Raw genomic sequence first — 26,630 nt, 5'->3', positions numbered from 1 at the left:
CTTATTCTATGAGCAAGGAGTTGGCCCTATGCGAATTTCTTATCCTTTCTGAACCTTACCATATGTGCCTCCGCCTCCGGCAATGAGCTGCAGAGTACCGCTTCTCGCTTCACCAATTGCAGTGGATAGTTCTATACCCGCCACCTTGGTGAGTTCCTCCAGAGGAACCCGGTGCAGAATATTCATTTCAGTCCCAAATGCCTCAAGCAGCTTAGCCAGCTTGGCCTTTCCAAGACCCGGAATGAATTCCAGAGGCACTTGGTAATGGTAAGGCGGCCTGTGTGCAGGCACTTGCGGCTCTTCCCGATCGGCGATCGAATGAATCCGGTCCAGCACGCCTCGAGTCAGCTTGGTGCTTCCGCAGTAGGAACACCGCTGTACGGTGATATCCTGTTCATCGATGATGCTCTGGCAGCCACGGCAGTAGGACCGGTGATATTTGCCAAGCCTTGGATTAAGACCATAGTTGGCAGTTACTCTCCGTCCATCCACCCTGGCCAGTGCTTTCTCGAATTCCCTATAATTCGGCTTCTGTAGCGCCATTTCGTTATATTCCCGCCCGATCTTGCCCAGCGAGTGGGCATCGGAATTGGTTAATATAGTGAATTCATCGAGTTCACTGAGATAGCCGGCCATCTCCGAATCCGCGCTAAGACCCAGTTCGACGGCGCTGACCCCTGATAAGTCGAGGACATCAGACATCCGGGGAGCGGCGCTCCCATAGATACTTTTGTGCGGAGTGAAGATATGAGCAGGGATAAGCATCCCTCCCCGGGCTATCACTTCCTCCTGAAGAGTAAGCGCCGGAGCATGAAGTCTTTGCGAGCTCAGCCCGACATTCTTCATTCTCTTGGACAGCCAGTCCGTGAACGACTCCATCATGTACAGATGGGGAAAAAACACCAGGAGATGGGCCGCTCCCATCCCCGGTTCGCGGATTTCAATCTCACTACCCAACAGGATTGTAGTCCTGCCGTAAGAAATACCGCCTTCGTCAATCTCCTTCATATCCCCTTTGTCCAGACTGTTCTTGATATCTGTCTGAACACCCGGTGAATGGCAATCAATAATGCCGATAAGGTCAATCCCCTTACGATCGCTGGCTTCACTGGCGATTTGGGCGAAAGTCAGATTCCGGCTTCCGCTGATCTTCACCGGCTCCCCCTTCTCCGTTCTTCCGATATGAATATGCAGATCCGCGTAATATCGCTGGAGCGAAGTCTCACTCATGCCCGTATCTTCCCGTATGACTGGCGAGCTCCCAAATGTACACGGCCAGCATGGTTTTGGCATCAGAGATCCATCCCTCGGAGATATACCGCTTCACTTCCGGCAGCGTCGCCTCGTGCACTTCCAGAAATTCATCCTCGTCCGGAGCCGATTGGCCCAGCTTCAGATCCTCTGCCAAATACAAATGGATGATCTCGTCAGCAAAACCTGGAGAGGTATAGAAGGAGTGAAGCAGCGAGATCTTGCCTGCTGTATAGCCGGTCTCCTCCTGCAGCTCCCGCTTTGCCGCCTCAAGCGGGTCTTCACCTTTCTCCAGCTTCCCGGCAGGAATCTCAAGCTCACACCGACCAAGCGGTGTGCGGAACTGATCCACGAGCAGGAGACGTCCATCCCGGACTGCAAGCACAGCAATCGCGCCTGGATGCTTAATTACTTCACGCTCTCCCGTGCTTCCGTCAGGCAGCTCTACCGTATCAATTTGAAGTGAAATGATCTTTCCTGAGAAGACGGGCTTGGTGGAGATGATCTTCTCGTTCAATGCAGAATTCGGGGATTTATTCATGGAATTTGCCTCCTTTTGATTTTAAAGAACATAACTTGTCCCTTGCGAACATATGGTGTTATTATACCAAATCGTTTGTAAAAAGGAGCATTGGCCCATGAAAAGCTACTTTGCGGATACAAGCTTTCATATTTCAGGTAAAGCGTGGCAGGTACGGGTGCTTTTGTCCATGTGGAAGAAGAATATCGGTTCAGCCACGCCAGTGAAGGACCTTATTGCTGTAAATGTACGAAAAAAGTAAATTATTTTACGATTTTGACAAAATCCGAATACATTTAATATCTATTTGTGTTATTAAGAAGAAAGGAGGGTTGCCCAGTGGAAAAAAAACGTCAATTCGACTCGGATAGATCCGAATCCAAATCCTTATCCCTTCTATATCAGCAGAGCTTGAAGCACAGAGACCGGGGGGACATAGCTCGAGCATTATCAAGCCTGGAAGAAGGCTTATTAAATGCTTTTGGCCGGGAGTACATCAAGGCTTCCGAACACGGAGTCCTAGCAGAGTGCTGGACTGAGTATGGGAAGCTGCTTCGCCAGAACAATCAGCATGCGAAAGCCATTTATGCTTTTGAGCAAGCTATTGCTTTTGCAGGACATGAACTGGATGCTTTGACCGAATGGGGTGACCTCCTTCACGAACAAGGCTATAGTGATGAGATCATCGCCGAAAGAATGAATCGCAAATTGGAGCATTCCCTGAACCGCAGCGAAATTCTGGTTGAAATCCTGTGCCGAATAGGAGCTTTTCATACCGCTTATACATACTTGAAAGCCGATCCTTCCCTGAACAATGAACGAATGCTGCAGCTGCATACCGAATGCTTGATTCGGGCCGGAGACTACGATCAGGCCATACACTATGCATCAAAAGCAGTTGATGCGGCTCAGCTCAGACCGGCTTTTACCGATCCGCTGGCGATGGACATTCTGCTGTGCCGCTGGATTCTTGGGGAAGAAGATTATACATCTGCTCAGAATAGACAGTTACTATCTGAATCAATCAAGCGTGCGGTGGCTCTGGGATTGCACGAGCTTGCCACCAACATAGCCGGCGAGGATGCATATCTGCAGAATGAGCTTACACTCCGGCTGTACTATGAGGGGTACACGGAATCTGCCAAAAAGAGATTACACAGTCTATTGTCGGAATACTCGCTCCATTACAGCGAGCCTCTGCATAAAGATCTCGCGTTCATTCAAGCAGAAATTGAATACGACGAAGGAGTATACGATTCCGCCGCACATATCTTCGAGTCACTAATCGAAAAGGACCCTCTCACCGCGACCTACCGATTCGCGGCAGCTTCATGCTACCTCAAGAAATCTTATGAGGAGATGGAGGAACGCCTTCGCCTCAACTCGCGTGATCTTATGGGCACCCAAAAGGCTCAGCATTATATGGAGACGATTACCCAGTCCCTGTATATCGTAGAACGTTCCAAGTGGCATACGGAATGGAATCCCGCCCAGCTTCGCAACAAGTCCCTCCCTCCCTCAGTCAGGCTGCTGTGATCTTTTAAGATGGGTACGCATACAATAAGAGACAAGCCTTGTTCCGGATTGAACATGACTTGTCTCTTTCAGTTTGCTATTTGGATAATTCTAGATATAAGCTGCTTTAACAATTTCGAGCACCAGCTCAGCCGCCTTGGCGATATCGTCTGCTTTGATCCGTTCAGAAGTCGTATGAATATTCTCGTAGCCGACAGCAAGATTCACGGTTGGAATACGGAGGCCGTTAAAGATATTCGCATCACTACCGCCGCCGGAATGAAAGGTCCGGCCAGAAAGGCCTAATTGAGTGGCTGCTCTCTTGGCCAGCTGAACCACGAAAGCTTCATCCGTATGATTAAATGCAGGGTAAATGATCGTGCTCTTCATTTCCCCTCTTGCTCCATAATCATGGCAAGCTGAATCCAAAGCATGCTTCATCTCCGCGATCTGCTTCTCCACTTTCTCGTGGACAATACTTCGCGCTTCGGCATAGAGCTTCACATAATCGGTAACCACGTTGGTTGCTCCGCCGCCCTCGAATTTACCAATATTAGCAGTCGTCTCATGATCAATACGGCCGAGCTTCATACGGGCAATTGCTTTACCGGCCACCTGGATAGCACTAATACCATCCTCCGGATTCACCCCGGCATGGGCAGACTTCCCGAAGATTTCCATCTCAATTCTGGCCTGTGTAGGAGCGGCTACGCAGATAGCGCCTACTTCGCCGTTGGAGTCGAGAGCGAAACCATAGGTGGCATTCAGATGCTTGGCATCGAGCACACGGGCACCCATGAGTCCTGATTCCTCTCCGGCAGTGATGACAAACTGAATATTTCCATGAGGAATTTGATTCTCCTGAAGCACCTGAATCAATTCTAACAAGGCTGCCACTCCTGCCTTATCATCAGAACCGAGAATTGTGGTCCCATCACTGCGGATCCAGCCATCCTTATCTATTTGCGGCTTTATTCCAATGCCTGGCTTGACGGTGTCCATATGACAGGTGAATAGAATCGGCTCGGCCTTCACCCCTTCAGTTCCTTTAAGAGTAGCAATCAGGTTCCCGGCACCATGTCCGGTTACAGCCGCGGAATCGTCCTCAAGAACCTCGAGTCCGAGGTCCCTGAATTTCTTCGTCAGCACATCCGCGATCGCTCTCTCCTGCATGGTCTCACTGTCGATCTGTACCAACTCAAGAAACAGGTCAATCACTCGGTCTTTCTTGATCATCGACTTTCTTCTCCTTCCGATTTACGCTAAAATGATGAGGTATGGGACCAGCCATTACATATACTTTAAAGGAGTCTAGGATATGCCGAAAAAATGGATGAAAATTTTCATATACCTCATGCTTTTTGCCATGATTGGATCTACATTACTCATGGTATTCGAGCCTTTTTTTAATAATTAATTATTCAGACCACACGGCATCGTATCCAAATACCTCAGTGAAGTAAGGAACGATGTCTTTGGCGGTCTGTTCAACTGTAAATTCCTTACCTGTAATATCCTCCAGTGAGGTCACTCCGTATTCCTGGATTCCACAGGGAACAATCCCCTGGAAGCCTTCATTCTGAATGCCGGATTTGATATTGAACGCAAATCCATGGCTTGTTACAAAGCCTCTTTTGCCCCTGCATTTATTGAACTTAACCCCGATGGCACAGATTTTCACATTCCCTATCCATACCCCGGTATACTCCGGTTTCCGGCTGCCTGCAATTCCAAAGGTTGCAAGATAATTGATGATCACCTGTTCCAGTCTGCGCAAGTAATCATGCAGATCCAGACCCTTCGATCCATCCAGGACAAGAAGAGGATACCCAACCAGCTGTCCCGGACCATGGTATGTAATATCTCCGCCCCGGTCGATCTCAAAAATGGAAATCCCCTTTTCCTTCAACTGTTCCGGACTAAGCAGCAAATGTTCAGGATGACGCTGGGAACCAATCGTATAGGTCGGCGGATGCTGGAGAAGCAGCAGGGTCTCCTGCTGCTCCTCACGGTCGACACGCTTCACGATTTCTTTCTGGAGCTCCCACGCTTCCCCGTAATCCATGAGAGGGATATAGCGTACTTCCAGTGTTCTGTTCATGATGAGTCGCCTCTTTTCTATTCATTGTATCTGCTGCGCTGATTAATAGACCTGAGTATCCAGTGAATAAGCCTCAATATTATCCTTCACACGCTGCATGAAACGTCCGCAGATAACCCCATCCAGAATACGGTGGTCGAGCGACAGACAGAAGTTAGCCATGGAGCGAACTCCGATCATATCATTAATGACCACAGGTCTCTTCACTATGGATTCGAAGGTAAGAATGGCAGCTTGCGGGTAGTTGATAATAGGCTGGGACAAGATCGAACCGAATGAACCGGTATTGTTCACCGTGAACGTTCCTCCCTGCATATCATCGAGCTTAAGCTTGCCTTCCCGTGTCTTGCGGGCCAGCTCTTCTACCTCTCTTGCAAGTCCCGCAATGTTCTTCTGATCCGCTTTCTTGATCACTGGAGTCAGAACAGAATCGTCCGTACCTACTGCAAGAGAAATGTTAATATCGCGTTTCACGATAATTTTGTCTACCGCCCAGACCGAGTTCATAATCGGATAATCTTTAATTGCATTCACAACGGCCTTGATCATAAAAGCCAGATATGTCAGATTAACGCCTTCCTTGGCCTTAAAATCATTCTTGAGCTTGTTCCGCAGCTGTACCAGATTCGTTACATCTACCTCGATCATCATCCAGCCGTGCGGGATTTCCGACACGCTTTGACGCATCTTCGTTGCAATCGTATTGCGAATCGGTGTGATGTCAATGTAATGCTCAGCCTGTCCGCCTTCCACTTCAATGGTTGGAATCTTGGGTGTATCGCTCAGATGGATACCTGAGTGACGCACTGGCTCATTCACCTGCGCCTGCTGAACCATTGGAGCCACCGTCACGTTGCTTTGCGGAACCTGGGCTTGCGGCTGTTGCGGCTGAGTCTGTACCTGTGGCTGCGATGGCGATATACTCTGTACCGAAGCAGCCGGCTGTGAACCAGAAACACCACTTTCGATATAGGTCAGCACATCTTTGCGGGTAATCCTTCCGCCCATCCCAGTTCCCTGAATCAAGCTAAGGTTGAGGCCATGCTCAGCGGCCAGGGTCTGCACTGCAGGTGAATAGCGGCTGCGCTGGGAAGCATCAGCTTGGGAAGCTTGAGCAGTGGTAGCTGCTGCAGTCCCTGATACATCAGGCTGGATTACAGGGTCAGCTTGCGCCTGCTCCGCACTCTCCACTCCGATCCGGCAGATTACAGCTCCTACCTCGATCGTCTCACCTTCCTGCGCCAGAATCTCACCCATTACTCCGTCCAGGGTAGATGGGAGCTCTGCGTTGACCTTGTCTGTGATCACTTCACAGATCGGCTCGTATTGTTCAACCGGGTCTCCCGGCTTCTTCAACCATTTGCCGATGGTTGCTGACACCAGTGATTCTGCCAGCTGCGGCATAACTACATCCGTCCACGTTTTGTTCGATGACATATTCTCACTCCTATGATTAGAGAGCTTAAGATAACTTAAGCTCTGCAGAAAGTCTATTAATATAAGGCCAACTCAAGCATGGCCTCTTTGACTTTATCCTTGCTCAGCATGAAGAACTTCTCCATCGGAGGGCTGATCGGCATCGCAGGTACATCCGGCCCGCACAAGCGCTTAATCGGAGCATCAAGCTCGAACAGACATTCTTCGGAGATGATCGCCGATACTTCTGCCCCTACGCCGCCCGTCTTATTATCCTCATGAATAATCAGCACTTTGCCTGTCTTGCGGGCTGCATCGATAATAGCCTCGCGATCAAGCGGCTGAAGGGTCCGCAGGTCCACAATATGGGCACTAATCCCCTGCTCGGCAGCCAGCTCTTCTGCTGCCTGCATCGCAAAGTGAAGAGGCAGGCTGTACCCGATTACCGTAATATCCGAGCCTTCACGAATGACATTCGCTTTCCCGATCGGCACAATATAATCGTCCAGCGGCACATCTTCCTTGATCAGCTTGTAGCATTTCTTGTTCTCGAAGAAGAGAACCGGGTCAGGATCCCTGACTGCGGCTTTCAAGAGTCCCTTAGCATCGTAAGCTGAGTAAGGTGCTATAATCTTAATCCCCGGCGTCCCGAAAAAGATCGATTCAGGACACTGGGAATGATACAGCCCCCCGAAGATCCCGCCGCCGATTGGAGCGCGAACAACCAGCGGACAGCTCCAATCGTTGTTGGAGCGGTAACGGATTTTGGCAGCCTCACTGATGATCTGGTTCGTGGCCGGAAGCATAAAGTCTGAATACTGCATTTCTGCAATGGGCTTCATACCGTACATTGCTGCCCCAATGGCTACACCTGCGATGGCGGATTCTGCAAGCGGGGTATCGAGCACACGCTGTTCACCAAATTGCTCCTGAAGCCCCTTGGTCGTTGTGAACACACCGCCCTTCAGGCCGACGTCCTCCCCCAGCACAAATACATTCTCATCCAGTTCCATTTCCTCTTTCATGGCGAGGCGAATGGCATCGATATATTCCATAACCGGCATTAGCGAACATCTCCTTCGTTGTCGGCATACACGTGAAGCAGCGTATCCTCCGGAAGTGGAAACGGTGCCTTGTCAGCCGAATCGATAGCTTCCTTGAGCTGCTGGGCAATTTCTGCGGAAAGCGCGGCATCCTGCTCTTCACTCCAAATTCCGCACTCGATCAAATACTGCTTCATCTTCGGCAGACCGTCCTTCTTCCAATTCTCGTCAACCTCTTCCTTCGTACGGTAGGCGAGATCATTATCTGAAGTCGAGTGTGGGGATAACCGGTACATCATGGCTTCAATCAAAGTCGGCCCTTCTCCGCGCACTGCGCGCTCGCGTGCTTCCTTCACAACGCGATATACCTCAAGCGCATCGTTACCATCGACCTGAACACCAGGGAAACCGTATCCCAGTGCCCGATCACTGACTTTACCCGCCAGCTGCTTCTGAATCGGTACCGAAATCGCATATTGATTGTTCTCACACATAATTATGACTGGCAGCTTCTGAACACCTGCAAAGTTACAGCCCTCATGAAAGTCCCCCTGATTGCTCGATCCTTCCCCAAATGTGACAAAAGAAACGATATCTTTCTTTTGCATCTTGGCTGCCAGGGCGATTCCTACCGCATGCGGTACCTGCGTGGTTACAGGACTTGATCCGGTCACGATCCGAAGACGCTTGCTGCCAAAGTGCCCGGGCATCTGGCGCCCCCCGCTGTTAGGATCTTCCGCTTTGGCGAACACGGACAGCATCAACTCCCGAAGAGTCATGCCAGCGGCAAGAACAAAGCCATAATCCCGGTAATACGGGAGGAAGTAATCGCGTTCCCGGTCAAGGGCAAAAGCGGCACCTACCTGCGCCGCCTCCTGTCCAATACCGGATACGTGGAAATTGATTTTGCCTGCACGCTGAAGCAGCAGGCTGCGTTCATCGTATTTACGCGCAAGCAGCATATATCTGTACATATCGATCACCTCGGCATTGGATAGACCGAGCTGCTCATGTCTTGTTTTTGTCTTTACATCAGATTTAGCATTCACAGGGAGTTACCTCCTTCAATTTGAGACTTGGGTAGAAGCCTCATCTTATAACCTGGTACTAAGACTAGGAATAACTCTATTATAAGCTGTTTCTCTGCAAAAAGAAAACATTTCCCTTATGTCTAGATACCGACTGCTTGTCCATCCACAGCCAGCGCAGCTTCCCCCAATATCTCAGAGAGGGTTGGATGAGCATGAACCACTTGGCCTATCTCCCACGGCGTAGCATCCAGCACTTGGGCTAGAGCTGCTTCACCGATCAGATCGGTAACATGAGCCCCAATCATATGTACACCCAGAATATCATTCGTTGCCGCATCGGCAATGATCTTGACGAAGCCGTCTTTGTCTCCGTAGACGAGGGCTTTGCCAATAGCCTGAAAAGGGAACTTCCCCGTCTTGACTGTATATCCCTTTGAGCTGGCTTCTTCCTCCGTAAGCCCAACAGACGCAACCTCGGGACGAGTGTATACACATCTCGGGATATGCAGCGGGTTATATCCATGCGAAGGTTCGCCTGCCAAATGCTGGGCAGCGGCAATGCCTTCATGGCTGGCTGCATGAGCCAGCTGCAAGCCTCCAATGCAGTCGCCAATCGCATAAATATGCGGCTCGGTGGTCTGCATATGTTCATTTACTCGAATAAATCCATTCTTCAGTCCAACATCTGTATTCTCAAGACCAATGTTCTCCACATTAGCCTGCCTTCCAATCGAGAGCAGCAGCTGGTCTGCATGAAGCTCCAAGGTCTGTTCCCCCTGCTGGGCCGATATCGTAACTCCATCCCCTTTTTGTACGGACTCAGGGATAATCTTGGTTCCCGTTATTACTTTAACCCCCCGTTTAACAAGAAGCTTCTGCAGTTCTTTGGCAATATCCGCATCTTCGGAAGGCAGCAGCTGGTCTGCAGCTTCTACAACGGTAACTTCCACCCCGAAATCGTTAAGCAGAGAAGCCCATTCCACCCCGATCACTCCGCCTCCAACAATCAGCATGGAGTCCGGCAGCTCCTCTAGAGTTAGCGCTTCATCGCTGCTGAGAATATAACCGTTATCCGGTTCGAGGCCTGGAAGCACACGTGGTCTTGATCCTGTAGCTATGATTAGATGATTGGGAACAATGGTCTCCATCTCCCCATCCGCAAGCTCAACAGCAACCGCTCCGCTCTTGGGAGAGAAGATCGATGGGCCGATAACCCGGCCGGTTCCCTCAATCACTTTTATATTATTTTTGCGCATCAAATACTTAACTCCGCCATGCAGCTGGTCTACAATCGCCTGTTTGCGCTGCTGAACTTTGGGAAACACCAGTGTTACCCCGCTGGTCTCGATTCCATAGCTTTCACTATCCTTCATTTGAGCGTAAAGTTCGGCGCTTCGCAGCAGACTTTTGCTTGGAATACATCCACGGTGAAGGCAGGTTCCTCCGAGCTTGTCCTGTTCAATAATTACAACTTCCTTGCCAAGCTGAGCCGCCCGGATCGCCGCTACATATCCACCGGTTCCGCCTCCCAATATAGCTACATCGCACGTAATCGTCATATGAGACCTCCACTAACATAATCTTGGTTCTTCAGTTTTACCATACTTCGGTTAATATTGTACCTCGTTTTCACTCGATATGGAATGAAGGCTGCAAATTGAGGAGCTTTCAAATAGACAGGACTGCAGGAACAAGTTATGATAAAAGTAACAGACGTATGCTGTTCAATTCGTTATTTTATCTAATCTGAATGTACAAAGAAGGGTTGCCAAGACATGAGTATGAGAACTCTCACCGCCCGGTTTATTGCCGTCTTGATTCTTGTAATTCCAGGAATCATTGCCATGATCGGATTTTTATTTATGAAAGACGCTTTATTCAAATATTTATACATGCATGGTGATGATACACTAACCCATATTTCGTTTGACTGGCTAAGTTTCTCGGAAGGACTGATCATGTTCTTGGCGGGAATCTCCTTCCTCGGCGGTTGGATTTTTTTCCGTGACCGCAAACGTGGTTATATCGGTCCGCGCTTCCAGGAGACCAAGAACAAGAATCGTTCTACCGAACATTCCGCATAACGACTCATATCGCTGCCTACGCCAAAAAGCCTCCGGAGATTAACCTCTGGAGGCTTCTTATATTTGTCTTACATCAGCTTGCGCTTGGTAAGTTTGAGATAATGGTCTGCATGCTTCTGAAACTGATAGTCCGACTTCAGTTCTTCTGCCACCCAGCCTTTTGATATGGCCAGCTGGATTAATTCGTCCAAAGCTTCATATCGTCGGCTGCTAAGATCAACCAAGGGGAATATGCGAATCTCCTCCCGGGTAATTCTCATTAACTCCAGCAGAGATTCCTCATGGAACTGCTTGCTAAGCCGATCGGCATACATAAATAGAAAATGCGCCGACAAGGTCAGGTCAACCGATTGATCCGCAAAAGGTAGCTTCGGGAATTCGGCATACATGTATTTCTCCGGGAACTGTCTTCGATGTTGAGAGCTTTGTGACAGCGCTTCTTCCCTATGCTTCTGATGGCCCTCTACGGTACCATAGTAATCCCAAATGTACTCTCCTTGTGCCTCCTGCAGACGCACTTTGGCATGTTCAAGATCCTTAACACCCTTTAATTCAAGTTCATCCGGTCCAAACTGATAGGCAATATCCGCAGCCATAATATCAAATCCGCGTCTGCTGCCCTCAGCAGTGAACGAACACGCACCTGCGGGGCAGTCGAGAATTGTACGTCCCTCAAGCTCCGATTCGTGAAGATCGAACATATCCAGGTATTCTGAATAGGTCCTGCCTATGAATACAATGCGGTCCAAATCCAAATTCATTTTCTTGCTGTCTCTGCTCATCTCATCTCTACTCACCTTAAGCTCACCTCATAAAAATTCATTTATTCATACAGTGCATCCCTTAGCTTGCTAGACATTTTGGATGGACTGGTTGAAGCCTTAAGCAATGCTGTGCGCAGCCGGGCATTCTCGGCCTTCAGTTGATCAATTTGAGCTTGCAGCTCAGCTATCTCGTCGCTTACTCTTCTATCTAGTTCCGATAGGTAAAGATCCGTGTTCTCCATATATTTGACCTCCAGAATCAAAAGACTCCACTAAATTAAATATTAGTTTTCTTTACGAGTCTGTCAAGTAGATTAACAATTTCACCCATACCGTAGAAAAAAGCAGCACACATTACAGCAAGTACCCACCATTCCATGGCAATCGTAAGTTCAAAGCCATCCGCAGAGTTATCGCGGCCTGTAACCACACCGACCAGAATTCCTCCTACTAAAAATAAAACTCCGATGACTTTAAGTATCATGCCTACTAAGTTAGGCAGTGCGGATTTTCGACGGGGCGATTCCAACATTACATTCATATGTCCGTTAGCATCAAGCTGTTCAGCTTCCTGCTCCGCAGCGGCGAAGCTGGCGTATGTTTTTGTCTGCTCCGTATGATCATCCTTGTCTTTGTAAGTAACCTGGTAAGCCATGGTAATGCTCCTTTCTTACATTCAGCTAACATCGGACGTTCAGTCAGCTTATTCAGTGTGAAGAATAATACTGATTTATATTATCAGATGTCTTACTGTGAAACCACTTCAATATTGACGCTTTTCTAGCCGAAAAGTTACTGTCTGTAACCTTTTTATGGTAATCGACTCCAAATTAATCTGTAATTCAGCAGCAATATTAACTGAAAATTCAGTAGGCAATTGCTCGGTCATAGATTATAATATGCCTTACAGGCGAATTTACGAAATCGGTTTCGATGCCTGCCAATATTGAATTTACTATTTAATTTGTTAACTGGAAGGGAGAGCTTTGTATGACAAAAATATCTTTTCCTCAGGATTTTATCTGGGGCTCCGCAACCTCATCCTATCAAATTGAGGGAGCAACCCAAGAAGATGGGCGCGGAGAATCCATCTGGGATGTCTTCTCACGAACACCAGGCAAAGTATTTAATGGAGATACAGGCGAAGGAGCGTGTGACAGCTATCACCGCTATCAAGAGGATGTCGCTTTGCTTAAACAGCTGGGCGCCAAAGCCTATCGTTTCTCCGTGGCCTGGCCGCGTATTTTCCCACAGGGAGACGGGGAAGTTAACCAAGCCGGACTGGATTATTACCACCGGTTAGTGGATGAATTGCTAGCTAATGGCATCGAGCCTATGTGCACCTTGTACCACTGGGATCTTCCTCAAGCTCTGCAGGAACGCGGCGGTTGGGATTCTCGTGACACAATAGATGCTTTCGTACGTTATGCCGAGACTATGTTTAAGTCTTTTGACGGCAAAATCAATAAATGGATTACCTTTAATGAACCTTGGTGCGTCTCCTTCCTCTCCAATGAGCTTGGTGACCATGCTCCCGGTAACAAGGATTTCCAGCTTGCTCTGAACGTTGCGCATCATATTCTAGTCGCTCATGGCAAGACGGTTAAATCTTTTAGATCGCTTGGAATTCAAGGAGAAATCGGCTTTGCCCCTAACACGGAATGGTTCGAGCCATTCAGCCAGCAGGAACATGATGTGGAGGCTGCACAGCGCCGGCTTGAGTACTTCAACAACTGGTTCTTCGATCCCGTATTCAAGGGAATCTACCCTGAGAGAGTTCTGAACTGGTACAAATCCAAGGGCTTTGAGCCCCCAATTCAACAGGGAGATATGGATACCATTCATCAGCCCATCGACTTCCTCGGTATTAATTACTACACCGGGGGTGTGGGAAGAAACAATCCTGATGCCGGTATATTGGAATTTGAACCGGTTGCCGGCGGTTTTGATACGACTGACTTCGACTGGAACATCTATCCTCAAGGCTTCTTAAGCGTATTGGAGTGGGTGAACCGGGAATACGGCTCCATCCCGATCTACATTACTGAGAATGGGGCATATTATGAATCAGAAGCCAGCGAAGACGGGAAGCACCACGATCCAAAGCGTATCGCGTACTTGCAAAAGCATTTATTCCAGCTCTCTCGGGCTATCGAATCAGGCATTAACGTGAAGGGATATATGCTGTGGTCCCTAATGGATAACTTCGAATGGGCTTTCGGGTACAGCAAACCCTTTGGTATCGTGCATGTGGATTTCGCAACCTACACACGGACGCCAAAAGACAGCTATTATTGGTATCAACAGATGATCGCTTCGCATGGTTTCGAGGTATAATATTTGGTTTTGAATTAAAATCACACACAAAAAGAGCTTCTCTGTGTAGAAGCTCTTTTTGTGTATATACATTTGGTAACTCTATAAACCCACAATAAATCGTCTTATCACGAGATTGTAGGCTAAACCTCAATCGGCTGCAGCTGAAGCCGGTAGCACTTCACCAGAATATCCCCATTATGGATTTCCTTGTCTCTTGCTCGCTCAAAGCCAAGAAATTCATACAATCTTATGGCGGGTGCCATCAGATCAGAAGTATGCAGATGAATGGTATCTGCCCCCCACAGCTTGGCACGCCGTACCGTTTCGCTGATCAACTGGGTTGCCACCCCTCTCCCCCTAGCTTTCGGAGAAGTTGCAAGCAACCGAATGATTGGGGATTCAATCTGAAGCTCAGGGCGGCCATATGCCGCTTCGGAGGATAAGAATACAAGCAGACTTCCTACAATTTCTCCATTCAACTCGGCCACAATTCGCGCTGCTGGGCCATCTTTATATACAGATTCACGAATCGACTGAATATACGGTTTCCATCGATCCTCTGGCATGCTTTGCTCATACTGTCCGTATGCTTCTACCATAAGTTTCTCTATCGATGCCTGATCTTCCACCTCAGCATCACGGATAATCACTCGATCCTGCTTGTTAGCCATATCTTTCCTCCTCCATATGCCTAGTAAGACGTAGACATAAATATTTATCCCACTAAACCTACCACTATTTCCGGTTTAAACATACTTTAACATGCTTTAGCCTCAGCTGGTTATAAACTTAAGCAAAAAATTTATAGAAATTTTCTATAAAAAAATCACTCCTGGCTGCAGCCCATGCTGCTGCCTCCAGGAATGATTATCACAGAATATCCAGATGCTACAAGCTCCTGCCTATTCTAACGCTCACAACCCCTAACCCTTTCAAGAAACCTTGTGCTCAATTCTCAGCTTGTCGGCTACCATAGCGATGAACTCGCTGTTGGTCGGCTTCGACTTGCTGATATTGATCGTATAGCCGAACAGGTGGCTGATGGAATCGATGTTGCCGCGTGTCCATGCTACCTCAATCGCGTGGCGAATGGCGCGTTCAACCCGGGAAGGGGTTGTCTTAAACTTCTCCGCAATTGCCGGATAGAGCGTCTTGGTAATGGCTCCCAAGATTTCGATGTTGTTGTACACCATCGTGATAGCTTCACGTAAATATTGATATCCTTTAATATGTGCCGGAACACCAATTTCATGTATGATCGATGTAATATTCGCATCCAGGTTCTTCCCTTTGGCCATAGGGACCACGTTAGATTTGAACAAGGAGGACGAAGAAGATGAGATCTGACCGCCAAGACTTTGGGAAGGAACCCCCACCAACTGGCGGATACGCTGAGCAAGTACTTCCATATCGAAAGGTTTGAGGATATAGTAAGAAGCGCCAAGCAGAACCGCTCTTTGGGTAATGTTCTCCTGACCAAAGGCCGTGAGCATAATTACCTTGGGTTGAGGTGACAGATTCATATCACGAAGGCGCTCAAGTACGCCAAGTCCATCAAGATGAGGCATAATAATGTCAAGAATCAGGACATCTGGAATCTTAGAACCGTTCTCGATCATCTGAAGTGCTTCTTCTCCGTTGTAAGCGATTCCTGAAACGGTCATGTCATCCTGTCCAGAAATATACTCAGCCAGTAAATTCGTAAATTCCCGATTATCGTCAGCCAACAATACCTCAATGTTTTGCAATTTCTATGTCCTCCTTAAAATATTCTGTATTGGTGTCGCTTATCTTTATTGTCCTAATATATGGTTTCGACACAAAGATCTGAATCCCTTCGTCGAAAATTATTTTTCTTTATTTTTTTTAATCTCTATATTATAATTATTTATTTATTACACCAACTGACGTATTAACTTATTTTTCGACAAAAAAAATCTTAAGGCACTAACTCGCCTTAAGATTTCTCGCTTGTCCTGGCTTAGCCATTACACCAGCATCCTGCAGCATCCATTCAATAAAGCACCCATAACCGGATTTAGGATCATTTACAAAGACATGAGTAACGGCGCCGATCAGCTTGCCATTCTGAATGATTGGACTTCCGCTCATCCCCTGAACAATGCCTCCAGTCTTATTCACCAATCTAGGATCGGTAATCCGGATGACCATTCCCTTAGTCTGCGGTGCATTCTGAGTAGACACATGAACAATTTCAATACTGTATCTTTCCACCTTCTGGCCGCTCACAACCGTAAGAATTTCAGCAGGACCTTCTTTAATGTTCTCTGCAAATCCGACAGGAATAGGCTCACCATAGAGGCTGTGATCCGGATTCACCGACATTTTGCCAAAGATACCGAAATCGGTGTTCTGCTCTATATTCCCTAATACGCGGCCTTCTTTAATAAAGTGTGCTCTCTTCTCCCCTGGCTCGCCGTTCTCACTCTTGGAGATGGAAGTTACACTGGACTCAACAATTTGACCACTACCCACTACAATCGGGGTCTGTGTGTTCATATCAGTAATAACATGTCCCAAAGCTCCATAGACCCCTTGTTCTGGGGCATAAAAAGTAAGGGTTCCCACACCTGCAGCCGAATCACGAATATAGAGTCCAAGACGCCAGGTCTTATCCTGCTCATCAAAAACAGGGGATAACTGCGTTGTGTGGATACGATCCCCGCGCTTGTAAGTGACTTCAAGCGGCTTCTTCTGCTTGCCTGCCTGTTCAACGATAGAAGCAACATCCTTAACATCTTTCAATTCGATGCCGTTCATATGGGTAATCCGATCCCCAAGCTGAAGTCCAGCCTTTTCTCCAGGGGATTGCTTCGAGTTACCAGACGTGCTAACCAAATGATGTCCTACAACCAAAATTCCTGATGATTTCAGCTTTACGCCAATGGTCTGTCCGCCCGGGATAACCTTAAGATCGGGGATGACATTTACTTTTACCGTCCGTAGAGGAATTTGACCGAATAATTTCATGCTGAGGTGGGCTTCTCCTGCGGATTGTGAACTAAGCAGCAAAGGCTTTCCTTTACCGAAAGAAACATGTTCCGTAGATGCTGTCTTATGGCTTCCAAGCTGTACAACATCCGGCCGATCTACACTTACCTGTGCCAGAACCGGAAGGGCTGATTCGATGCGAGCAAGCTCGCCCTCGAACAATCTAAGTTCGTCCGGCATGAGGGGATTGCTGACCTCTCCTGCTGCTGCCGTACCTAAGAAACAAAAGAAAAAGGTAAATAAAAGGCCGAGCAGTCTCTTCCTGAGGTTCGGGTTCAATGGCTGTCACGCTCCCTTAGCTTCTTTCGCTTGACGAAAAGGTGGTCGCCAATTGCGTACCTATAAGATACCCCCGAGAAGGCCATTTATTACTGTCAATCATTACTCCGGCAAGTAACCTAAGCCTTCTGGTCTCTTGCCATTCCCAGCATCTCCTGTGCATGGTGGAGGGTCTTCTCCGTAATCTCGACTCCGCCGAGCATACGGGCAAGCTCCTTGACACGACCTTCTTCGGACAAGGCTTCCACTTGGGTCATGGTCCGTCCATCCTGAACCGTCTTCTCAATCAGGTATTGATTATCGGCCATGCAGGCCACCTGCGGAAGATGCGTGATTGAGAATACCTGGCACGTCGCTGAAAGCTTGTACAGCTTCTCTGCAATGGACTGTGCTGCACGTCCGCTGACCCCGGTATCCACCTCGTCAAAAATAAGCACAGGCACCTCATCATGCCTTGCAAAAATGCTCTTCAGAGCAAGCATCATGCGGGATAGCTCTCCGCCAGAGGCGATCTTGCCGAGCGGTCTTAGCGGCTCACCCGGATTCGGCGAAATCAGGAACTCGGCTGTATCAAGCCCCTGCCGGCTGAGGCGGATGCGCTGACCTTTCCATTCTACTCCGGAAGGATCTTCAAGCCTGCCGAATTTGACTTTAAGTGAAGTTCGGCCCATTTGAAGGTCTTTAAGCTCATTCTCAATCTGTACAGCCAACTCATCGGCACACCGCCGGCGCGCCTGACTCAGGGCTTCTCCTTCTTCAAGCAGGTTCGTCAGGAGCTGCTCTCTTCTGTCCCGCAGCTGTTCCAGAATCTCATCTTTATTCTCAAGTGTATCGGTCTCCTGCTTGATCTGATCATAATAAGCCAGGATACGATCGATACTGTCGCCATATTTACGTTTCAGGGTAGAGATGAAGTCAAGCCTCTCCTGTACCTCATCCAACCGTCCAGGATTCACTTCGATCCCATCCCGGTAGCTGCGAAGAGCGAATGAGGCATCCTCAAGCTGATAATAAGCAGACTGCAGCTGTTCCAAGATGGGGCTAATCCCTTTGGTGTCATACCCAGCAATATCTTCAAAGCGGGAGATTGCTTTCGCTACTGCCTCAAGACCTTGGGAGCCGTACAGAAGATCGTATGCACCCGTGATGGAATCCATCATTTTCTCACTATGGGATAGCTTGACCTTTTCTTCTGCAAGTAATTCATCTTCGCCAACTTTTAGTTTGGCTGCGGAAATTTCCTCAATCTGGTATCGATACATATCCAACATCTGAAACGTCTGCTGGCTTGACTTCTGCAGCTCGTTCCATTCTTTCTCCACTTTCACAAATGAAGAATAAGTTGCCTGGTAACTGGCTTTGAGCGGGGCTAGCGTATCCGAACCGAAGGCATCGAGCAGATGAAGATGACGCTCGGGACGAAGTAGCGTCTGGTGTTCATGCTGACCGTGTATGTTGATTAATTGGTCTCCGATTTCCCGGAGCATACTCAAATTCACCATCTGGCCGTTAATTCTGGAGACACTCTTACCAGCAGCACTGATCTCCCTGCGAATGATCAGCTCCTCGGACGAATCGGCATGAATACCTAATCCTTCAAGCGTCTTCCACACCGGGTGAGCTGGCTGAAGATCAAAGGAGGCTTCAATCTCCGCCTTGTCGCAACCATACCGGATCAGATCAGCCGATCCTCGGCCGCCCGCAATAAATCCTAGAGCATCGATTATAATGGATTTACCAGCACCCGTCTCTCCGGTAAGCACATGAAACCCTTGATGGAAGGTCACATCAACGGATTCAACTACGGCCAAATTTCTAATTGACAAGTGAACTAACATGAGCGCACCTCCGTCCGCTTTTTTACGGAATAAAACTCATAATTTGATTGATAATGGACTTGCTGTACTCTTCCGTTCGGCAAATGATCAGAATGGTGTCATCCCCGCAAATCGTGCCGAGTATTTCCGGCCACTCCATATTGTCAATTAGGACGGCTACGGAATTAGCCGTTCCCGGCAGACACTTCATAACCACCAGGTTCCCCGTGTAATCAATGTGAACAAAGCTGTCGACCAGATAACGCTTCAGCTTTTGCACCGGATTAGCTCTTTGATCAATAGGGAGCGAATACTTGTATCTGCCATCATCCATTGGTACTTTAATGAGCAAAAGCTCCTTGATATCCCTTGATACCGTAGCTTGCGTTACTTGATAACCGGCTTGGCGCAGGGCTTCCACAAGCTCATCCTGGGTTTCAATTTCCTGTCCGGTAATAATTTCACGAATCTTGATATGTCTTTGACCCTTCATAAATTCCTCCGTAAATGCCCTAATTCGGCTTATTCATCCTCAGAATCCAGTAAGATGACTTTAATTTCACTATGCTCGGCATCGATATATAATAAACCCGTACAATCTGGATATAACAAAAGATACGGAAGCAGCTCTTTACGAACACCGCTGCCTGTCCAATCCATGGGCTGTCTAGGACGGGCGGTTCTGACCAGGTAAAGCTCATCCTCCCGGGTGGCCACATAATCAATAAAGAGCCTGCTGTTCAGCTTGGCGTTATTGACCATGAAAGTAAGAGGAACCCGCAGCTTGCCGCTAATTACCTCATATCCGTGTTCCCTTAACAACTGCACTTCAGGATGATCTTCAATATCTTCATTCAGCTCAAACTCAAGTCCCCGCCTTAGAGCTACCGGCTTACGCAGCCAGGACTGGACACTTCTATAGATCAGGAACAGCAGAAAGGCAACAATAATAACCATTAAAAATCCATCTGTCTGCATACCCATCCATCACCTCAACAGATAATTCGACGAGAACGGGATATGCTCCTTTTTATCCTACATAAATATACGGTTCCTCACCAAAAACAAAACATCTGTTCTCATTATACAGGATTTCTTAAAAATGTTTCAATCCCAAAAAAAAGCCGCTGTATTCAGCGGCTTCATTCATTTATGGGAGGTAAATGTGCTCGAAGCTTCCTGGACTACATGGTGTGCAAGCTCCGCTATATTTACTTTAAGCTCCTGCTCGTCCTCTTCCCCTTCAGCATCAAGGCGAAGATGAACAAGGAATTCAATATTACCCTCGCCGCCGGTAATCGGGGAGAACGTAAGTCCTTTAATCCGAAAGCCCTCCTCTGCCGCAAAAGAAAGCACCTGCTCGAGCACCTCCTGATGCACCTTCGAATCGCGAACCACTCCGGTCTTAGGAACCTTCTCTCTTCCCGCCTCGAATTGGGGCTTAATCAAAGCAGCAATATCAGCTGGTCTTTGAAGAAGTGTTTTGAGCGGGGGCAGTATTAATTTGAGGGAAATGAAGGATACATCAATGCTCGCAAAATCCGGAGCCGGACCATCCAGATCTTCCGGAGTCATGTATCTGAAATTCATTCTTTCCTTTACATTGACACGTTCATGATTACGAAGCGACCAATCCAGCTGGTTATAACCTACATCAATCGCGTAGACATAAGCTGCTCCGTTCTGGAGAGCACAATCCGTAAATCCACCCGTCGACGCACCGATATCCAGCATAACTCGTCCATTCATTTCAAGCCCGAACGTATTTATTGCTTTAGCCAGCTTGAGGCCTCCGCGGCTGACGTACGGGTGTATAGCCCCTTTCACGGTAAGCTGAGTCTCACGGGGAATCTTGGTTCCGGCCTTCTCTATTCGTTCCGTATCCCCATACACCAGACCAGCCATAATGGCTGCCTTTGCCTTCTCCCTGCTTTCAAAAAAACCTTGCTCCACCAGCAGGACATCAATCCGTTCCTTCGAACCCGCCATGTTCATCTCCTGTATGCTTGACTTAATCAAAGAAGCTGCCTAGGAAGGCAGCGTCTTTTTACCAAATGCGAAATGATGTTCGTTCCGCAGCTTTTGTACTTGCTCTATCAAGGCTTCGGTGGTTAGACCTACCTCTTGACACTGTTCTTTGATGCTTCCATGCTCAATGAACTTGTCCGGAACGCCCATCAAGCGAATGTCCAGGCCTGAAATGCCTTGCTGGGCATAGAATTCAAGGATGGCGCTTCCGAGTCCGCCCGCAATGGAGGATTCTTCGATGACAATCATTTTACCATGAGTCTTGGCAAGCTCCAGCAGCATGGTCTCATCCAGCGGCTTAATAAATCTTGCATTAATCACAGCTGCTTGAATTCCTTCACGCTTCAGCTGCTCCGCCGCTTCCTCCGCAACCTGCACCATTGTCCCGACCGCAAGGATGGCCACTCCATCCCCTTCCCGAACCTTCTCCCAGGTACCGATGGGAATAGGAACCATCTCCACATCCATGGGCACTCCAAGCACATTGGTTCGAGGATAGCGATACGCAATCGGTCCATCATTGTATTCAAGAGCAGTCTTCATCATATGACGAAGCTCATTCTCATCCTTAGGCATCATCATTACGATATTAGGAATATGGCGCATAAAAGAAATATCGTACACGCCCTGATGCGTCTCTCCGTCTGCGCCGACAAAGCCCGCACGGTCAATGGCAAACATAACGTTGGCATTATGTCTGCAAATATCGTGCACAATCTGGTCATAAGCTCTCTGCATGAAAGTGGAATATACCGCATACACGGGCTTCATTCCCTCCATAGCCAAGGCTGCGCACATCGTAGCTGCATGCTGCTCGGCAATGCCCACATCAATCATCCGTCCAGGGAATCGATCAGCGAACTTCAGAAGACCAGATCCCCCTGGCATAGCCGGAGTAACCGCAATAATACGTGAATCCTGCTCTGCCAGTTCAATCAAAGTCTGGCCGAACACTTCCGTATACATTGGATTGCCTACAGCCTTGAGTACCTGACCGGATTCGATCTTGTAAGGTTGTGAGACGCCGTGCCACTTGTGCGAATCCGCTTCAGCCGGTGAATATCCCTTACCTTTCGTGGTCAGTACATGTACCAATACAGGACCAGTAACATTATCTGCCTGCTTAAATGCTTCGATCAGCTTAGGCATATCATGTCCATCCACAGGGCCCAGGTAAGTGAACCCCAGCTCTTCAAACAGTACACCGTTCATGATCATATACTTAAGACTGTCCTTAAGATTAGCCGCTGTCTTGGCGAGCTTGTCGCCAATCGCCGGAATCTTCTTAAGCAGAAGCTCCACTTCATCCTTAGCACGCAGATAGGTCCGGTCGGAGCGAATCTTACTCAAATAATTATGCATGGCACCCACATTCGGAGCAATCGACATTTCATTGTCGTTCAGCACAACCATCAGATTCTTCTTCTCATGACCAATATGGTTCATCGCTTCAAAAGCCATACCGCCTGTAAGAGCCCCATCCCCGATGATCGCAACAACCTTGTTGGTCTCACCCTTGAGGTCACGGGCCAAGGCCATTCCCATTGCGGCCGATAGTGAAGTACTGCTGTGACCGGCTTCCCAGACGTCATGTTCACTCTCATTACGCTTCACAAATCCGCTTAAGCCTTTGTACTTGCGCAGCGTATCGAACTGATCCATCCGCCCGGTCAAAATTTTATGAACATACGCCTGATGACCGACATCAAAAATAAACTTGTCTTCAGGACTGTCATAACAGTAATGCAGCGCAAGCGTAAGCTCCACTACGCCTAAGTTGGGGGCAAGATGCCCACCCGTAACGGACAGCTTCTGAATCAGGAATTGGCGTATCTCCAAGGCGATGCTGTCCAGCTCGTCAACAGAATATTTTTTCAAATCTTTGGGTTCATGAATTTGTGAAAGCAGCACATGATTTCCCCGCTTTCTTAATTTGGATTTATCGTGGTGTAGTGCAGATTGCCCTCTGCTAATAGTGATCATTATACCACAAAAGTAAGCGCTGCAATAATCCTAGCCTGCCTGCTTGCTCCTAATGTCCCATTTCGTACCTTTAATGATCGCGATTAAGCAGGAAATCAGCAATCTGAAGCAGTCTCTCCGGATAAGGAAGGGTTCCGCCTCCGATAGCTTCCTTGGCAAGCTTCGTCAGCCGGTCGACTTCAGCCCTCGACTCCTCTAGCCCAATAAAATAGGGGTACGTCACTTTATTCATGGCTACATCACTTTGTGTCTTCTTACCCAATTTCGCCTCATTTCCAATCAGATCCAGAATATCGTCCTGAATCTGGAAGGCAAGTCCAATGCTTCGTCCAAAGGTCTCAAGTGCTCTAAGCTGCTCCAGAGAAGCAGATGCCATTCGGCCCCCTGCCTTCAGCGAGAAGACGATGAGGTCACCGGTCTTATGAAGATGAATATATTTCAATTGGTCCAGACTCGTAATCCCCTGCTCACCTTCCATATCCGCAGCCTGTCCTCCGACCATCCCTCTAGGCCCAGCGAAGATCGATAACTCTTCTACAATGGCCAGCGTGTCCTCAGCAGGAACGTGGTATCTCCGGCTTGCCTGAGCGATGCTGTAGAAGGCATGGGTCAAAAGTCCATCGCCAGCCAAGATCGCTGAAGCTTCTCCGAACACCTTATGATTCGTAGGCTTGCCTCTTCGGAAATCATCATTGTCCATTGCCGGGAGATCATCATGGATCAGCGAATACGTATGTACCATTTCTACGGCGCAGGCGACGGGCAGTGCCGCTTCACGGCTTCCCCCCAGCGACTCCGCCGCAGCAATGACGAGCAGTGGGCGAATACGTTTGCCGCCTGCCATCAGGGAATACTTCATAGCCTTATAGAGGGAGGAGGGGACGATCCAGTCCCCCGGGATAAATTCCTCAAGTCCCCCAGTGACCAGCTTATTGATGTCTTCCATATATAATTCAAAAGAAGGCTGACTACTCACCGGATTCCCCGCTTTCTGGAGCTGCAAAAGGCTTCTTCGTAATCTCTCCATCCGATTCCACAATCATCTCGATCTTCCGTTCTACTTCTGTCAGCTTCTGACCGCAGAGCTGGGACAGCTGCATTCCCCGCTGAAACAGATCAATTGCCGTCTCCAAAGGAACGTCTCCATGTTCAAGCTTGGATACGATCTCTTCCAATTGACTCATGGCCTCTTCAAAATTAATGTCCTTCTCCTGTTCCATGATCGTCTCCTTCCCGCTGCATCCCCCATACCTGACAATCCAGTTCACCATCGGTGACTTTAATCTTCAGCATATCTCCAGGTTGGACCTCATCCAGCGATTTAATTAAGCGTGAACCTTGTTCATCATAAACCAAGCTGTATCCCCTGCCCATTACCTTGAGAGGGCTCAGCGCATCGAGCTGACGAATTCCGGCCGTCAGCCGGGCAGATCTGTCCTTGAGCTGCGCCAGCATTCCATGGCGCAGCTGCCTTGCGGCGTCCGCTTGACGCCGCTTCGCGTACTGCAGCTGCTCCTGCGGATGGAACCGCAGGAGCCTCGCATGCAGACGGCCGCGCCGCTCGCTGGTTAAGAGCGCGCGGGAGTGCATGCGGGTGGCGAGACGATGCTTCAGCATGTCGAGCCGTTCGGCGTGCTGGAGCAGGCTGCGCCGCGGATGCACCAGCACCGGCGAGCGCTGCAGGCGCGCGAGCCGCTCACGGGCGCGAGCCAGTCGGTGCTTCAGCCCCTGCTGAAGCTCCCGCTCGCGCTGGCCGAGCAGCGCCCGCAGCTCGGCGGCATGCGGCACAGCCAGCTCGGCCGCTGCCGTTGGCGTGGCTGCGCGCAGATCTGCAACGAAGTCGGCTATCGTAAAGTCTGTCTCATGGCCTACGGCCGAGATGACAGGAATGGCCGATTCGTAAATAGCCCGGGCAACACTCTCCTCGTTGAAAGCCCACAGCTCCTCGAGTGAGCCCCCGCCGCGGCCGACGATGATCACGTCGGCCTCGCCCATGCTGTTCAGCATCCTCAGCGCCTTCACAATTGAGGGTGCTGCCTGCTTGCCCTGCACGAGTACGGGATACAGGATAATCGGCACCTGCGGATAACGCCGCTGCAAGGTGATGATAATATCCCGCACTGCCGCGCCCGTAGGAGACGTAATTACGCCAATCGTCTTGGGATAACGGGGTAGTGTTCTTTTGCGGGACTGATCAAACAGCCCTTCGTCTTCAAGCTTCTTCTTCAGCTGTTCGTAAGCCAGATACAGACTGCCTATGCCGTCAGGCTGCATATGAGTCGCATAGAATTGATACTGCCCGTCTCTCTCGTAGACGGATACATTCCCTCTGGCAATTACTCTTGAACCCTCTTTGGGAATGAACGGCAGCCGCTGGTTATGGGAAGCGAACATAATACTCTTAATCCGGCTGTCCGCATCCTTCAAGGTGAAGTACATATGACCGCTTGAGTGATGCGTGAAATTCGAGATCTCACCGCGAATCCACACTTCGGACAGCAGTGTGTCCGACTCCAGCTTCATCCGGATATACCGGTTCAATTCCTTGACGGAGAAGATTTTTTGGTTCACGGGGATACCCCCTTTTAGTTAGAAAATATAGATTATTCCAGACCGCTAAGGCGCTTGGCTGCAATCATGGTGTTATTCATCAGCATGGTAATCGTCATAGGACCTACTCCGCCTGGTACGGGTGTAATCGGACCAGATACTTCCTTTACACTTTCAAAGTCTACATCTCCGGCAAGCTTGCCGTTCTCTAGACGGTTCACTCCAACGTCAATAACTACCGCACCCGGCTTCACATAAGAAGCATCAATGAAGTTAGCCTTGCCGACAGCGACAACCAGAATATCCGCCTGAAGCGTAAGCTCCTTCATGTTAGCGGTGCGGGAATGGCACATGGTCACCGTAGCATTCTCACGCTGCAGCAGAAGAGCTACCGGCTTGCCCACAATGTTGCTGCGTCCGATGACTACAGCATGCTTGCCGGCAATATCAAGACCTGTACGCTTAATCAGTTCAATTACACCTGCCGGTGTGCAAGGAAGAAGACTGTCATCCCCAATAACCAGATTACCCACATTGACCGGGTGGAACCCATCTACATCTTTTTCTACGGAAATGGCATTAATTACAGACTTCTCATCAATATGCTTAGGTAATGGAAGCTGCACGAGAATACCGTGGATATTGTCCTGATGGTTCAGCTTGTTTACCAGAGCCAGCAGCTCTTCCTGACTAGTGGACTCTTCCAATCTGTGAACTTCAGAATAGTAACCAAGATCATGACATGCCTTATCTTTATTACGGACATAGACCTGAGATGCTGGATCTTCCCCTACGATCACTACCGCAAGACCTGGCTTAAACCCCTTGTCCGCCAGTCGCTCCATCTCCTTACGCAGATCTTCACGAATCTCCTCAGCCACCTGTTTACCGCTAATAATTGCTGCTGTCATACACTC

Annotated in this window: 28 protein-coding genes; 5 read left to right on the top strand and 23 right to left on the bottom strand. The window is 48.8% G+C overall.

What is annotated here, in order from left to right; translation table 11 throughout:
- Window positions 1-39: 39 nt before the first annotated feature.
- Entirely contained in the window at window positions 40-1,230 is a 1,191-nt protein-coding gene (locus tag ACEN86_RS08790; protein WP_495633906.1) for an endonuclease Q family protein, read from the bottom strand.
- Complete coding sequence (locus ACEN86_RS08785; protein WP_495633905.1) at window positions 1,223-1,792, bottom strand: NUDIX hydrolase; 570 nt, start codon at window positions 1,790-1,792, stop codon at window positions 1,223-1,225. The genes ACEN86_RS08790 and ACEN86_RS08785 overlap by 8 nt, the downstream gene beginning before the upstream one ends.
- Before the next feature lie 97 nt (window positions 1,793-1,889).
- Here ACEN86_RS08785 and mciZ point away from each other — a divergent pair, with 97 nt between their 5' ends.
- Both mciZ and ACEN86_RS08775 read left to right on the top strand, forming a co-directional pair.
- Window positions 1,890-2,033, top strand: a complete 144-nt coding sequence (mciZ, locus tag ACEN86_RS08780) for a Z-ring formation inhibitor MciZ (RefSeq protein WP_495633904.1) — start codon at window positions 1,890-1,892, stop codon at window positions 2,031-2,033.
- A 77-nt stretch (window positions 2,034-2,110) separates the two neighbouring features.
- The gene (locus ACEN86_RS08775) at window positions 2,111-3,307 is read left to right on the top strand and encodes a tetratricopeptide repeat protein (protein ID WP_495633903.1); all 1,197 of its coding nucleotides are present in this window, start codon (window positions 2,111-2,113) and stop codon (window positions 3,305-3,307) included.
- 90 nt (window positions 3,308-3,397) lie between these two features.
- Here the strand turns inward: ACEN86_RS08775 and ACEN86_RS08770 are convergent, their stop codons facing one another.
- Window positions 3,398-4,522: a M20/M25/M40 family metallo-hydrolase gene (locus ACEN86_RS08770; protein ID WP_495633902.1), complete on the bottom strand. Its 1,125-nt coding sequence runs from the start codon at window positions 4,520-4,522 to the stop codon at window positions 3,398-3,400.
- 82 nt (window positions 4,523-4,604) lie between these two features.
- Between ACEN86_RS08770 and prli42 the strand changes: the two genes are divergently transcribed.
- Window positions 4,605-4,703, top strand: a complete 99-nt coding sequence (gene prli42 / locus ACEN86_RS08765; protein WP_127197843.1) for a stressosome-associated protein Prli42 — start codon at window positions 4,605-4,607, stop codon at window positions 4,701-4,703.
- On the opposite strand, the gene lipB is transcribed toward prli42, so the two are convergent.
- The 5 genes from lipB to lpdA all read right to left on the bottom strand — a co-directional run bounded on the left by lipB (window position 4,704) and on the right by lpdA (window position 10,436).
- On the bottom strand, window positions 4,704-5,387 hold the full coding sequence (gene lipB, locus ACEN86_RS08760; protein WP_495633901.1) for a lipoyl(octanoyl) transferase LipB: 684 nt from the start codon (window positions 5,385-5,387) through the stop codon (window positions 4,704-4,706). It lies immediately after the preceding gene.
- Window positions 5,388-5,429: 42 nt separating this feature from the next.
- On the bottom strand, window positions 5,430-6,824 hold the full coding sequence (locus ACEN86_RS08755) for a dihydrolipoamide acetyltransferase family protein (RefSeq protein WP_495633900.1): 1,395 nt from the start codon (window positions 6,822-6,824) through the stop codon (window positions 5,430-5,432).
- Window positions 6,825-6,880: 56 nt separating this feature from the next.
- Complete coding sequence (locus ACEN86_RS08750; protein ID WP_495633899.1) at window positions 6,881-7,867, bottom strand: alpha-ketoacid dehydrogenase subunit beta; 987 nt, start codon at window positions 7,865-7,867, stop codon at window positions 6,881-6,883.
- Window positions 7,867-8,895, bottom strand: a complete 1,029-nt coding sequence (locus ACEN86_RS08745; RefSeq protein WP_495633898.1) for a thiamine pyrophosphate-dependent dehydrogenase E1 component subunit alpha — start codon at window positions 8,893-8,895, stop codon at window positions 7,867-7,869. The genes ACEN86_RS08750 and ACEN86_RS08745 overlap by 1 nt, the downstream gene beginning before the upstream one ends.
- A 122-nt stretch (window positions 8,896-9,017) precedes the next feature.
- Window positions 9,018-10,436 (bottom strand): dihydrolipoyl dehydrogenase, encoded by a 1,419-nt coding sequence (lpdA, locus tag ACEN86_RS08740; RefSeq protein WP_495633897.1) that lies wholly within the window; start codon window positions 10,434-10,436, stop codon window positions 9,018-9,020.
- A gap of 222 nt (window positions 10,437-10,658) precedes the next feature.
- On the opposite strand from lpdA, the gene ACEN86_RS08735 reads away from it, so the two are divergent.
- Complete coding sequence (locus tag ACEN86_RS08735) at window positions 10,659-10,961, top strand: DUF2627 domain-containing protein (RefSeq protein WP_495634255.1); 303 nt, start codon at window positions 10,659-10,661, stop codon at window positions 10,959-10,961.
- A 68-nt stretch (window positions 10,962-11,029) separates the two neighbouring features.
- On the opposite strand, the gene ACEN86_RS08730 is transcribed toward ACEN86_RS08735, so the two are convergent.
- The 3 genes from ACEN86_RS08730 to ACEN86_RS08720 are packed head-to-tail and all read right to left on the bottom strand — an operon-like array spanning window position 11,030 to window position 12,380.
- Entirely contained in the window at window positions 11,030-11,758 is a 729-nt protein-coding gene (locus ACEN86_RS08730) for an SAM-dependent methyltransferase (protein ID WP_495633896.1), read from the bottom strand.
- A gap of 26 nt (window positions 11,759-11,784) precedes the next feature.
- Window positions 11,785-11,967 carry a hypothetical protein gene (locus ACEN86_RS08725; protein ID WP_495633895.1) on the bottom strand — a complete coding sequence of 61 codons (183 nt, stop codon included), beginning with the start codon at window positions 11,965-11,967 and terminating at the stop codon, window positions 11,785-11,787.
- A gap of 35 nt (window positions 11,968-12,002) precedes the next feature.
- Window positions 12,003-12,380 (bottom strand): hypothetical protein, encoded by a 378-nt coding sequence (locus tag ACEN86_RS08720; protein ID WP_495633894.1) that lies wholly within the window; start codon window positions 12,378-12,380, stop codon window positions 12,003-12,005.
- Window positions 12,381-12,715: 335 nt separating this feature from the next.
- On the opposite strand from ACEN86_RS08720, the gene ACEN86_RS08715 reads away from it, so the two are divergent.
- Window positions 12,716-14,062, top strand: coding sequence for a GH1 family beta-glucosidase (locus tag ACEN86_RS08715; protein ID WP_495633893.1), 1,347 nt, complete (start codon window positions 12,716-12,718; stop codon window positions 14,060-14,062).
- 122 nt (window positions 14,063-14,184) lie between these two features.
- Here the strand turns inward: ACEN86_RS08715 and ACEN86_RS08710 are convergent, their stop codons facing one another.
- The 12 genes from ACEN86_RS08710 to folD all read right to left on the bottom strand — a co-directional run bounded on the left by ACEN86_RS08710 (window position 14,185) and on the right by folD (window position 26,624).
- A complete protein-coding gene (locus ACEN86_RS08710) occupies window positions 14,185-14,715 on the bottom strand; it encodes a GNAT family N-acetyltransferase (RefSeq protein ID WP_495633892.1) in 531 nt (176 codons plus the stop codon).
- Window positions 14,716-14,976: 261 nt separating this feature from the next.
- Window positions 14,977-15,792 carry a sporulation transcription factor Spo0A gene (gene spo0A / locus ACEN86_RS08705; RefSeq protein WP_495633891.1) on the bottom strand — a complete coding sequence of 272 codons (816 nt, stop codon included), beginning with the start codon at window positions 15,790-15,792 and terminating at the stop codon, window positions 14,977-14,979.
- A 199-nt stretch (window positions 15,793-15,991) separates the two neighbouring features.
- On the bottom strand, window positions 15,992-17,335 hold the full coding sequence (gene spoIVB, locus ACEN86_RS08700) for a SpoIVB peptidase (RefSeq protein ID WP_495633890.1): 1,344 nt from the start codon (window positions 17,333-17,335) through the stop codon (window positions 15,992-15,994).
- 119 nt (window positions 17,336-17,454) lie between these two features.
- Window positions 17,455-19,173 carry a DNA repair protein RecN gene (gene recN, locus ACEN86_RS08695; protein WP_495633889.1) on the bottom strand — a complete coding sequence of 573 codons (1,719 nt, stop codon included), beginning with the start codon at window positions 19,171-19,173 and terminating at the stop codon, window positions 17,455-17,457.
- Between the two features lie 22 nt (window positions 19,174-19,195).
- On the bottom strand, window positions 19,196-19,645 hold the full coding sequence (gene ahrC / locus ACEN86_RS08690; RefSeq protein ID WP_495633888.1) for a transcriptional regulator AhrC/ArgR: 450 nt from the start codon (window positions 19,643-19,645) through the stop codon (window positions 19,196-19,198).
- Between the two features lie 29 nt (window positions 19,646-19,674).
- Window positions 19,675-20,130 (bottom strand): hypothetical protein, encoded by a 456-nt coding sequence (locus ACEN86_RS08685; RefSeq protein WP_495633887.1) that lies wholly within the window; start codon window positions 20,128-20,130, stop codon window positions 19,675-19,677.
- 168 nt (window positions 20,131-20,298) lie between these two features.
- The gene (locus ACEN86_RS08680) at window positions 20,299-21,141 is read right to left on the bottom strand and encodes a TlyA family RNA methyltransferase (RefSeq protein WP_495633886.1); all 843 of its coding nucleotides are present in this window, start codon (window positions 21,139-21,141) and stop codon (window positions 20,299-20,301) included.
- Window positions 21,142-21,180: 39 nt separating this feature from the next.
- Entirely contained in the window at window positions 21,181-23,091 is a 1,911-nt protein-coding gene (gene dxs, locus ACEN86_RS08675) for a 1-deoxy-D-xylulose-5-phosphate synthase (protein ID WP_495633885.1), read from the bottom strand.
- A 142-nt stretch (window positions 23,092-23,233) separates the two neighbouring features.
- Complete coding sequence (locus ACEN86_RS08670) at window positions 23,234-24,109, bottom strand: polyprenyl synthetase family protein (RefSeq protein ID WP_495634254.1); 876 nt, start codon at window positions 24,107-24,109, stop codon at window positions 23,234-23,236.
- Window positions 24,110-24,131: 22 nt separating this feature from the next.
- Window positions 24,132-24,383, bottom strand: coding sequence for an exodeoxyribonuclease VII small subunit (xseB, locus tag ACEN86_RS08665; protein ID WP_495633884.1), 252 nt, complete (start codon window positions 24,381-24,383; stop codon window positions 24,132-24,134).
- The gene (gene xseA / locus ACEN86_RS08660) at window positions 24,361-25,686 is read right to left on the bottom strand and encodes an exodeoxyribonuclease VII large subunit (protein ID WP_495634253.1); all 1,326 of its coding nucleotides are present in this window, start codon (window positions 25,684-25,686) and stop codon (window positions 24,361-24,363) included. Before xseA ends, xseB begins: the two co-directional genes overlap by 23 nt.
- 80 nt (window positions 25,687-25,766) lie before the next feature.
- Window positions 25,767-26,624: a bifunctional methylenetetrahydrofolate dehydrogenase/methenyltetrahydrofolate cyclohydrolase FolD gene (gene folD, locus ACEN86_RS08655; RefSeq protein WP_495633883.1), complete on the bottom strand. Its 858-nt coding sequence runs from the start codon at window positions 26,622-26,624 to the stop codon at window positions 25,767-25,769.
- Between the last annotated feature and the right edge of the window lie 6 nt (window positions 26,625-26,630).

Source organism: Paenibacillus sp. Paensp111, assembly GCF_059492195.1.
The sequence above is the reverse complement of the archived record's forward strand: the minus strand, read 5'-3'. Positions and strand labels throughout refer to the sequence as shown.

Bases quoted from the DNA above. Each gene is read 5' to 3' on its own strand.
- ACEN86_RS08790 (WP_495633906.1), bottom strand. From the start codon at position 1,230: ATGAGTGAGACTTCGCTCCAGCGATATTACGCGGATCTGCATATTCAT.
- ACEN86_RS08785 (WP_495633905.1), bottom strand. From the start codon at position 1,792: ATGAATAAATCCCCGAATTCTGCATTGAACGAGAAGATCATCTCCACC.
- mciZ (WP_495633904.1), top strand. From the start codon at position 1,890: ATGAAAAGCTACTTTGCGGATACAAGCTTTCATATTTCAGGTAAAGCG.
- ACEN86_RS08770 (WP_495633902.1), bottom strand. From the start codon at position 4,522: ATGATCAAGAAAGACCGAGTGATTGACCTGTTTCTTGAGTTGGTACAG.
- prli42 (WP_127197843.1), top strand. From the start codon at position 4,605: ATGCCGAAAAAATGGATGAAAATTTTCATATACCTCATGCTTTTTGCC.
- lipB (WP_495633901.1), bottom strand. From the start codon at position 5,387: ATGAACAGAACACTGGAAGTACGCTATATCCCTCTCATGGATTACGGG.
- ACEN86_RS08755 (WP_495633900.1), bottom strand. From the start codon at position 6,824: ATGTCATCGAACAAAACGTGGACGGATGTAGTTATGCCGCAGCTGGCA.
- ACEN86_RS08750 (WP_495633899.1), bottom strand. From the start codon at position 7,867: ATGCCGGTTATGGAATATATCGATGCCATTCGCCTCGCCATGAAAGAG.
- lpdA (WP_495633897.1), bottom strand. From the start codon at position 10,436: ATGACGATTACGTGCGATGTAGCTATATTGGGAGGCGGAACCGGTGGA.
- ACEN86_RS08735 (WP_495634255.1), top strand. From the start codon at position 10,659: ATGAGAACTCTCACCGCCCGGTTTATTGCCGTCTTGATTCTTGTAATT.
- ACEN86_RS08725 (WP_495633895.1), bottom strand. From the start codon at position 11,967: ATGGAGAACACGGATCTTTACCTATCGGAACTAGATAGAAGAGTAAGC.
- ACEN86_RS08720 (WP_495633894.1), bottom strand. From the start codon at position 12,380: ATGGCTTACCAGGTTACTTACAAAGACAAGGATGATCATACGGAGCAG.
- ACEN86_RS08715 (WP_495633893.1), top strand. From the start codon at position 12,716: ATGACAAAAATATCTTTTCCTCAGGATTTTATCTGGGGCTCCGCAACC.
- ACEN86_RS08710 (WP_495633892.1), bottom strand. From the start codon at position 14,715: ATGGCTAACAAGCAGGATCGAGTGATTATCCGTGATGCTGAGGTGGAA.
- recN (WP_495633889.1), bottom strand. From the start codon at position 19,173: ATGTTAGTTCACTTGTCAATTAGAAATTTGGCCGTAGTTGAATCCGTT.
- ahrC (WP_495633888.1), bottom strand. From the start codon at position 19,645: ATGAAGGGTCAAAGACATATCAAGATTCGTGAAATTATTACCGGACAG.
- ACEN86_RS08685 (WP_495633887.1), bottom strand. From the start codon at position 20,130: ATGCAGACAGATGGATTTTTAATGGTTATTATTGTTGCCTTTCTGCTG.
- ACEN86_RS08680 (WP_495633886.1), bottom strand. From the start codon at position 21,141: ATGGCGGGTTCGAAGGAACGGATTGATGTCCTGCTGGTGGAGCAAGGT.
- ACEN86_RS08670 (WP_495634254.1), bottom strand. From the start codon at position 24,109: ATGGAAGACATCAATAAGCTGGTCACTGGGGGACTTGAGGAATTTATC.
- xseB (WP_495633884.1), bottom strand. From the start codon at position 24,383: ATGGAACAGGAGAAGGACATTAATTTTGAAGAGGCCATGAGTCAATTG.
- xseA (WP_495634253.1), bottom strand. From the start codon at position 25,686: ATGAAGCTGGAGTCGGACACACTGCTGTCCGAAGTGTGGATTCGCGGT.
- folD (WP_495633883.1), bottom strand. From the start codon at position 26,624: ATGACAGCAGCAATTATTAGCGGTAAACAGGTGGCTGAGGAGATTCGT.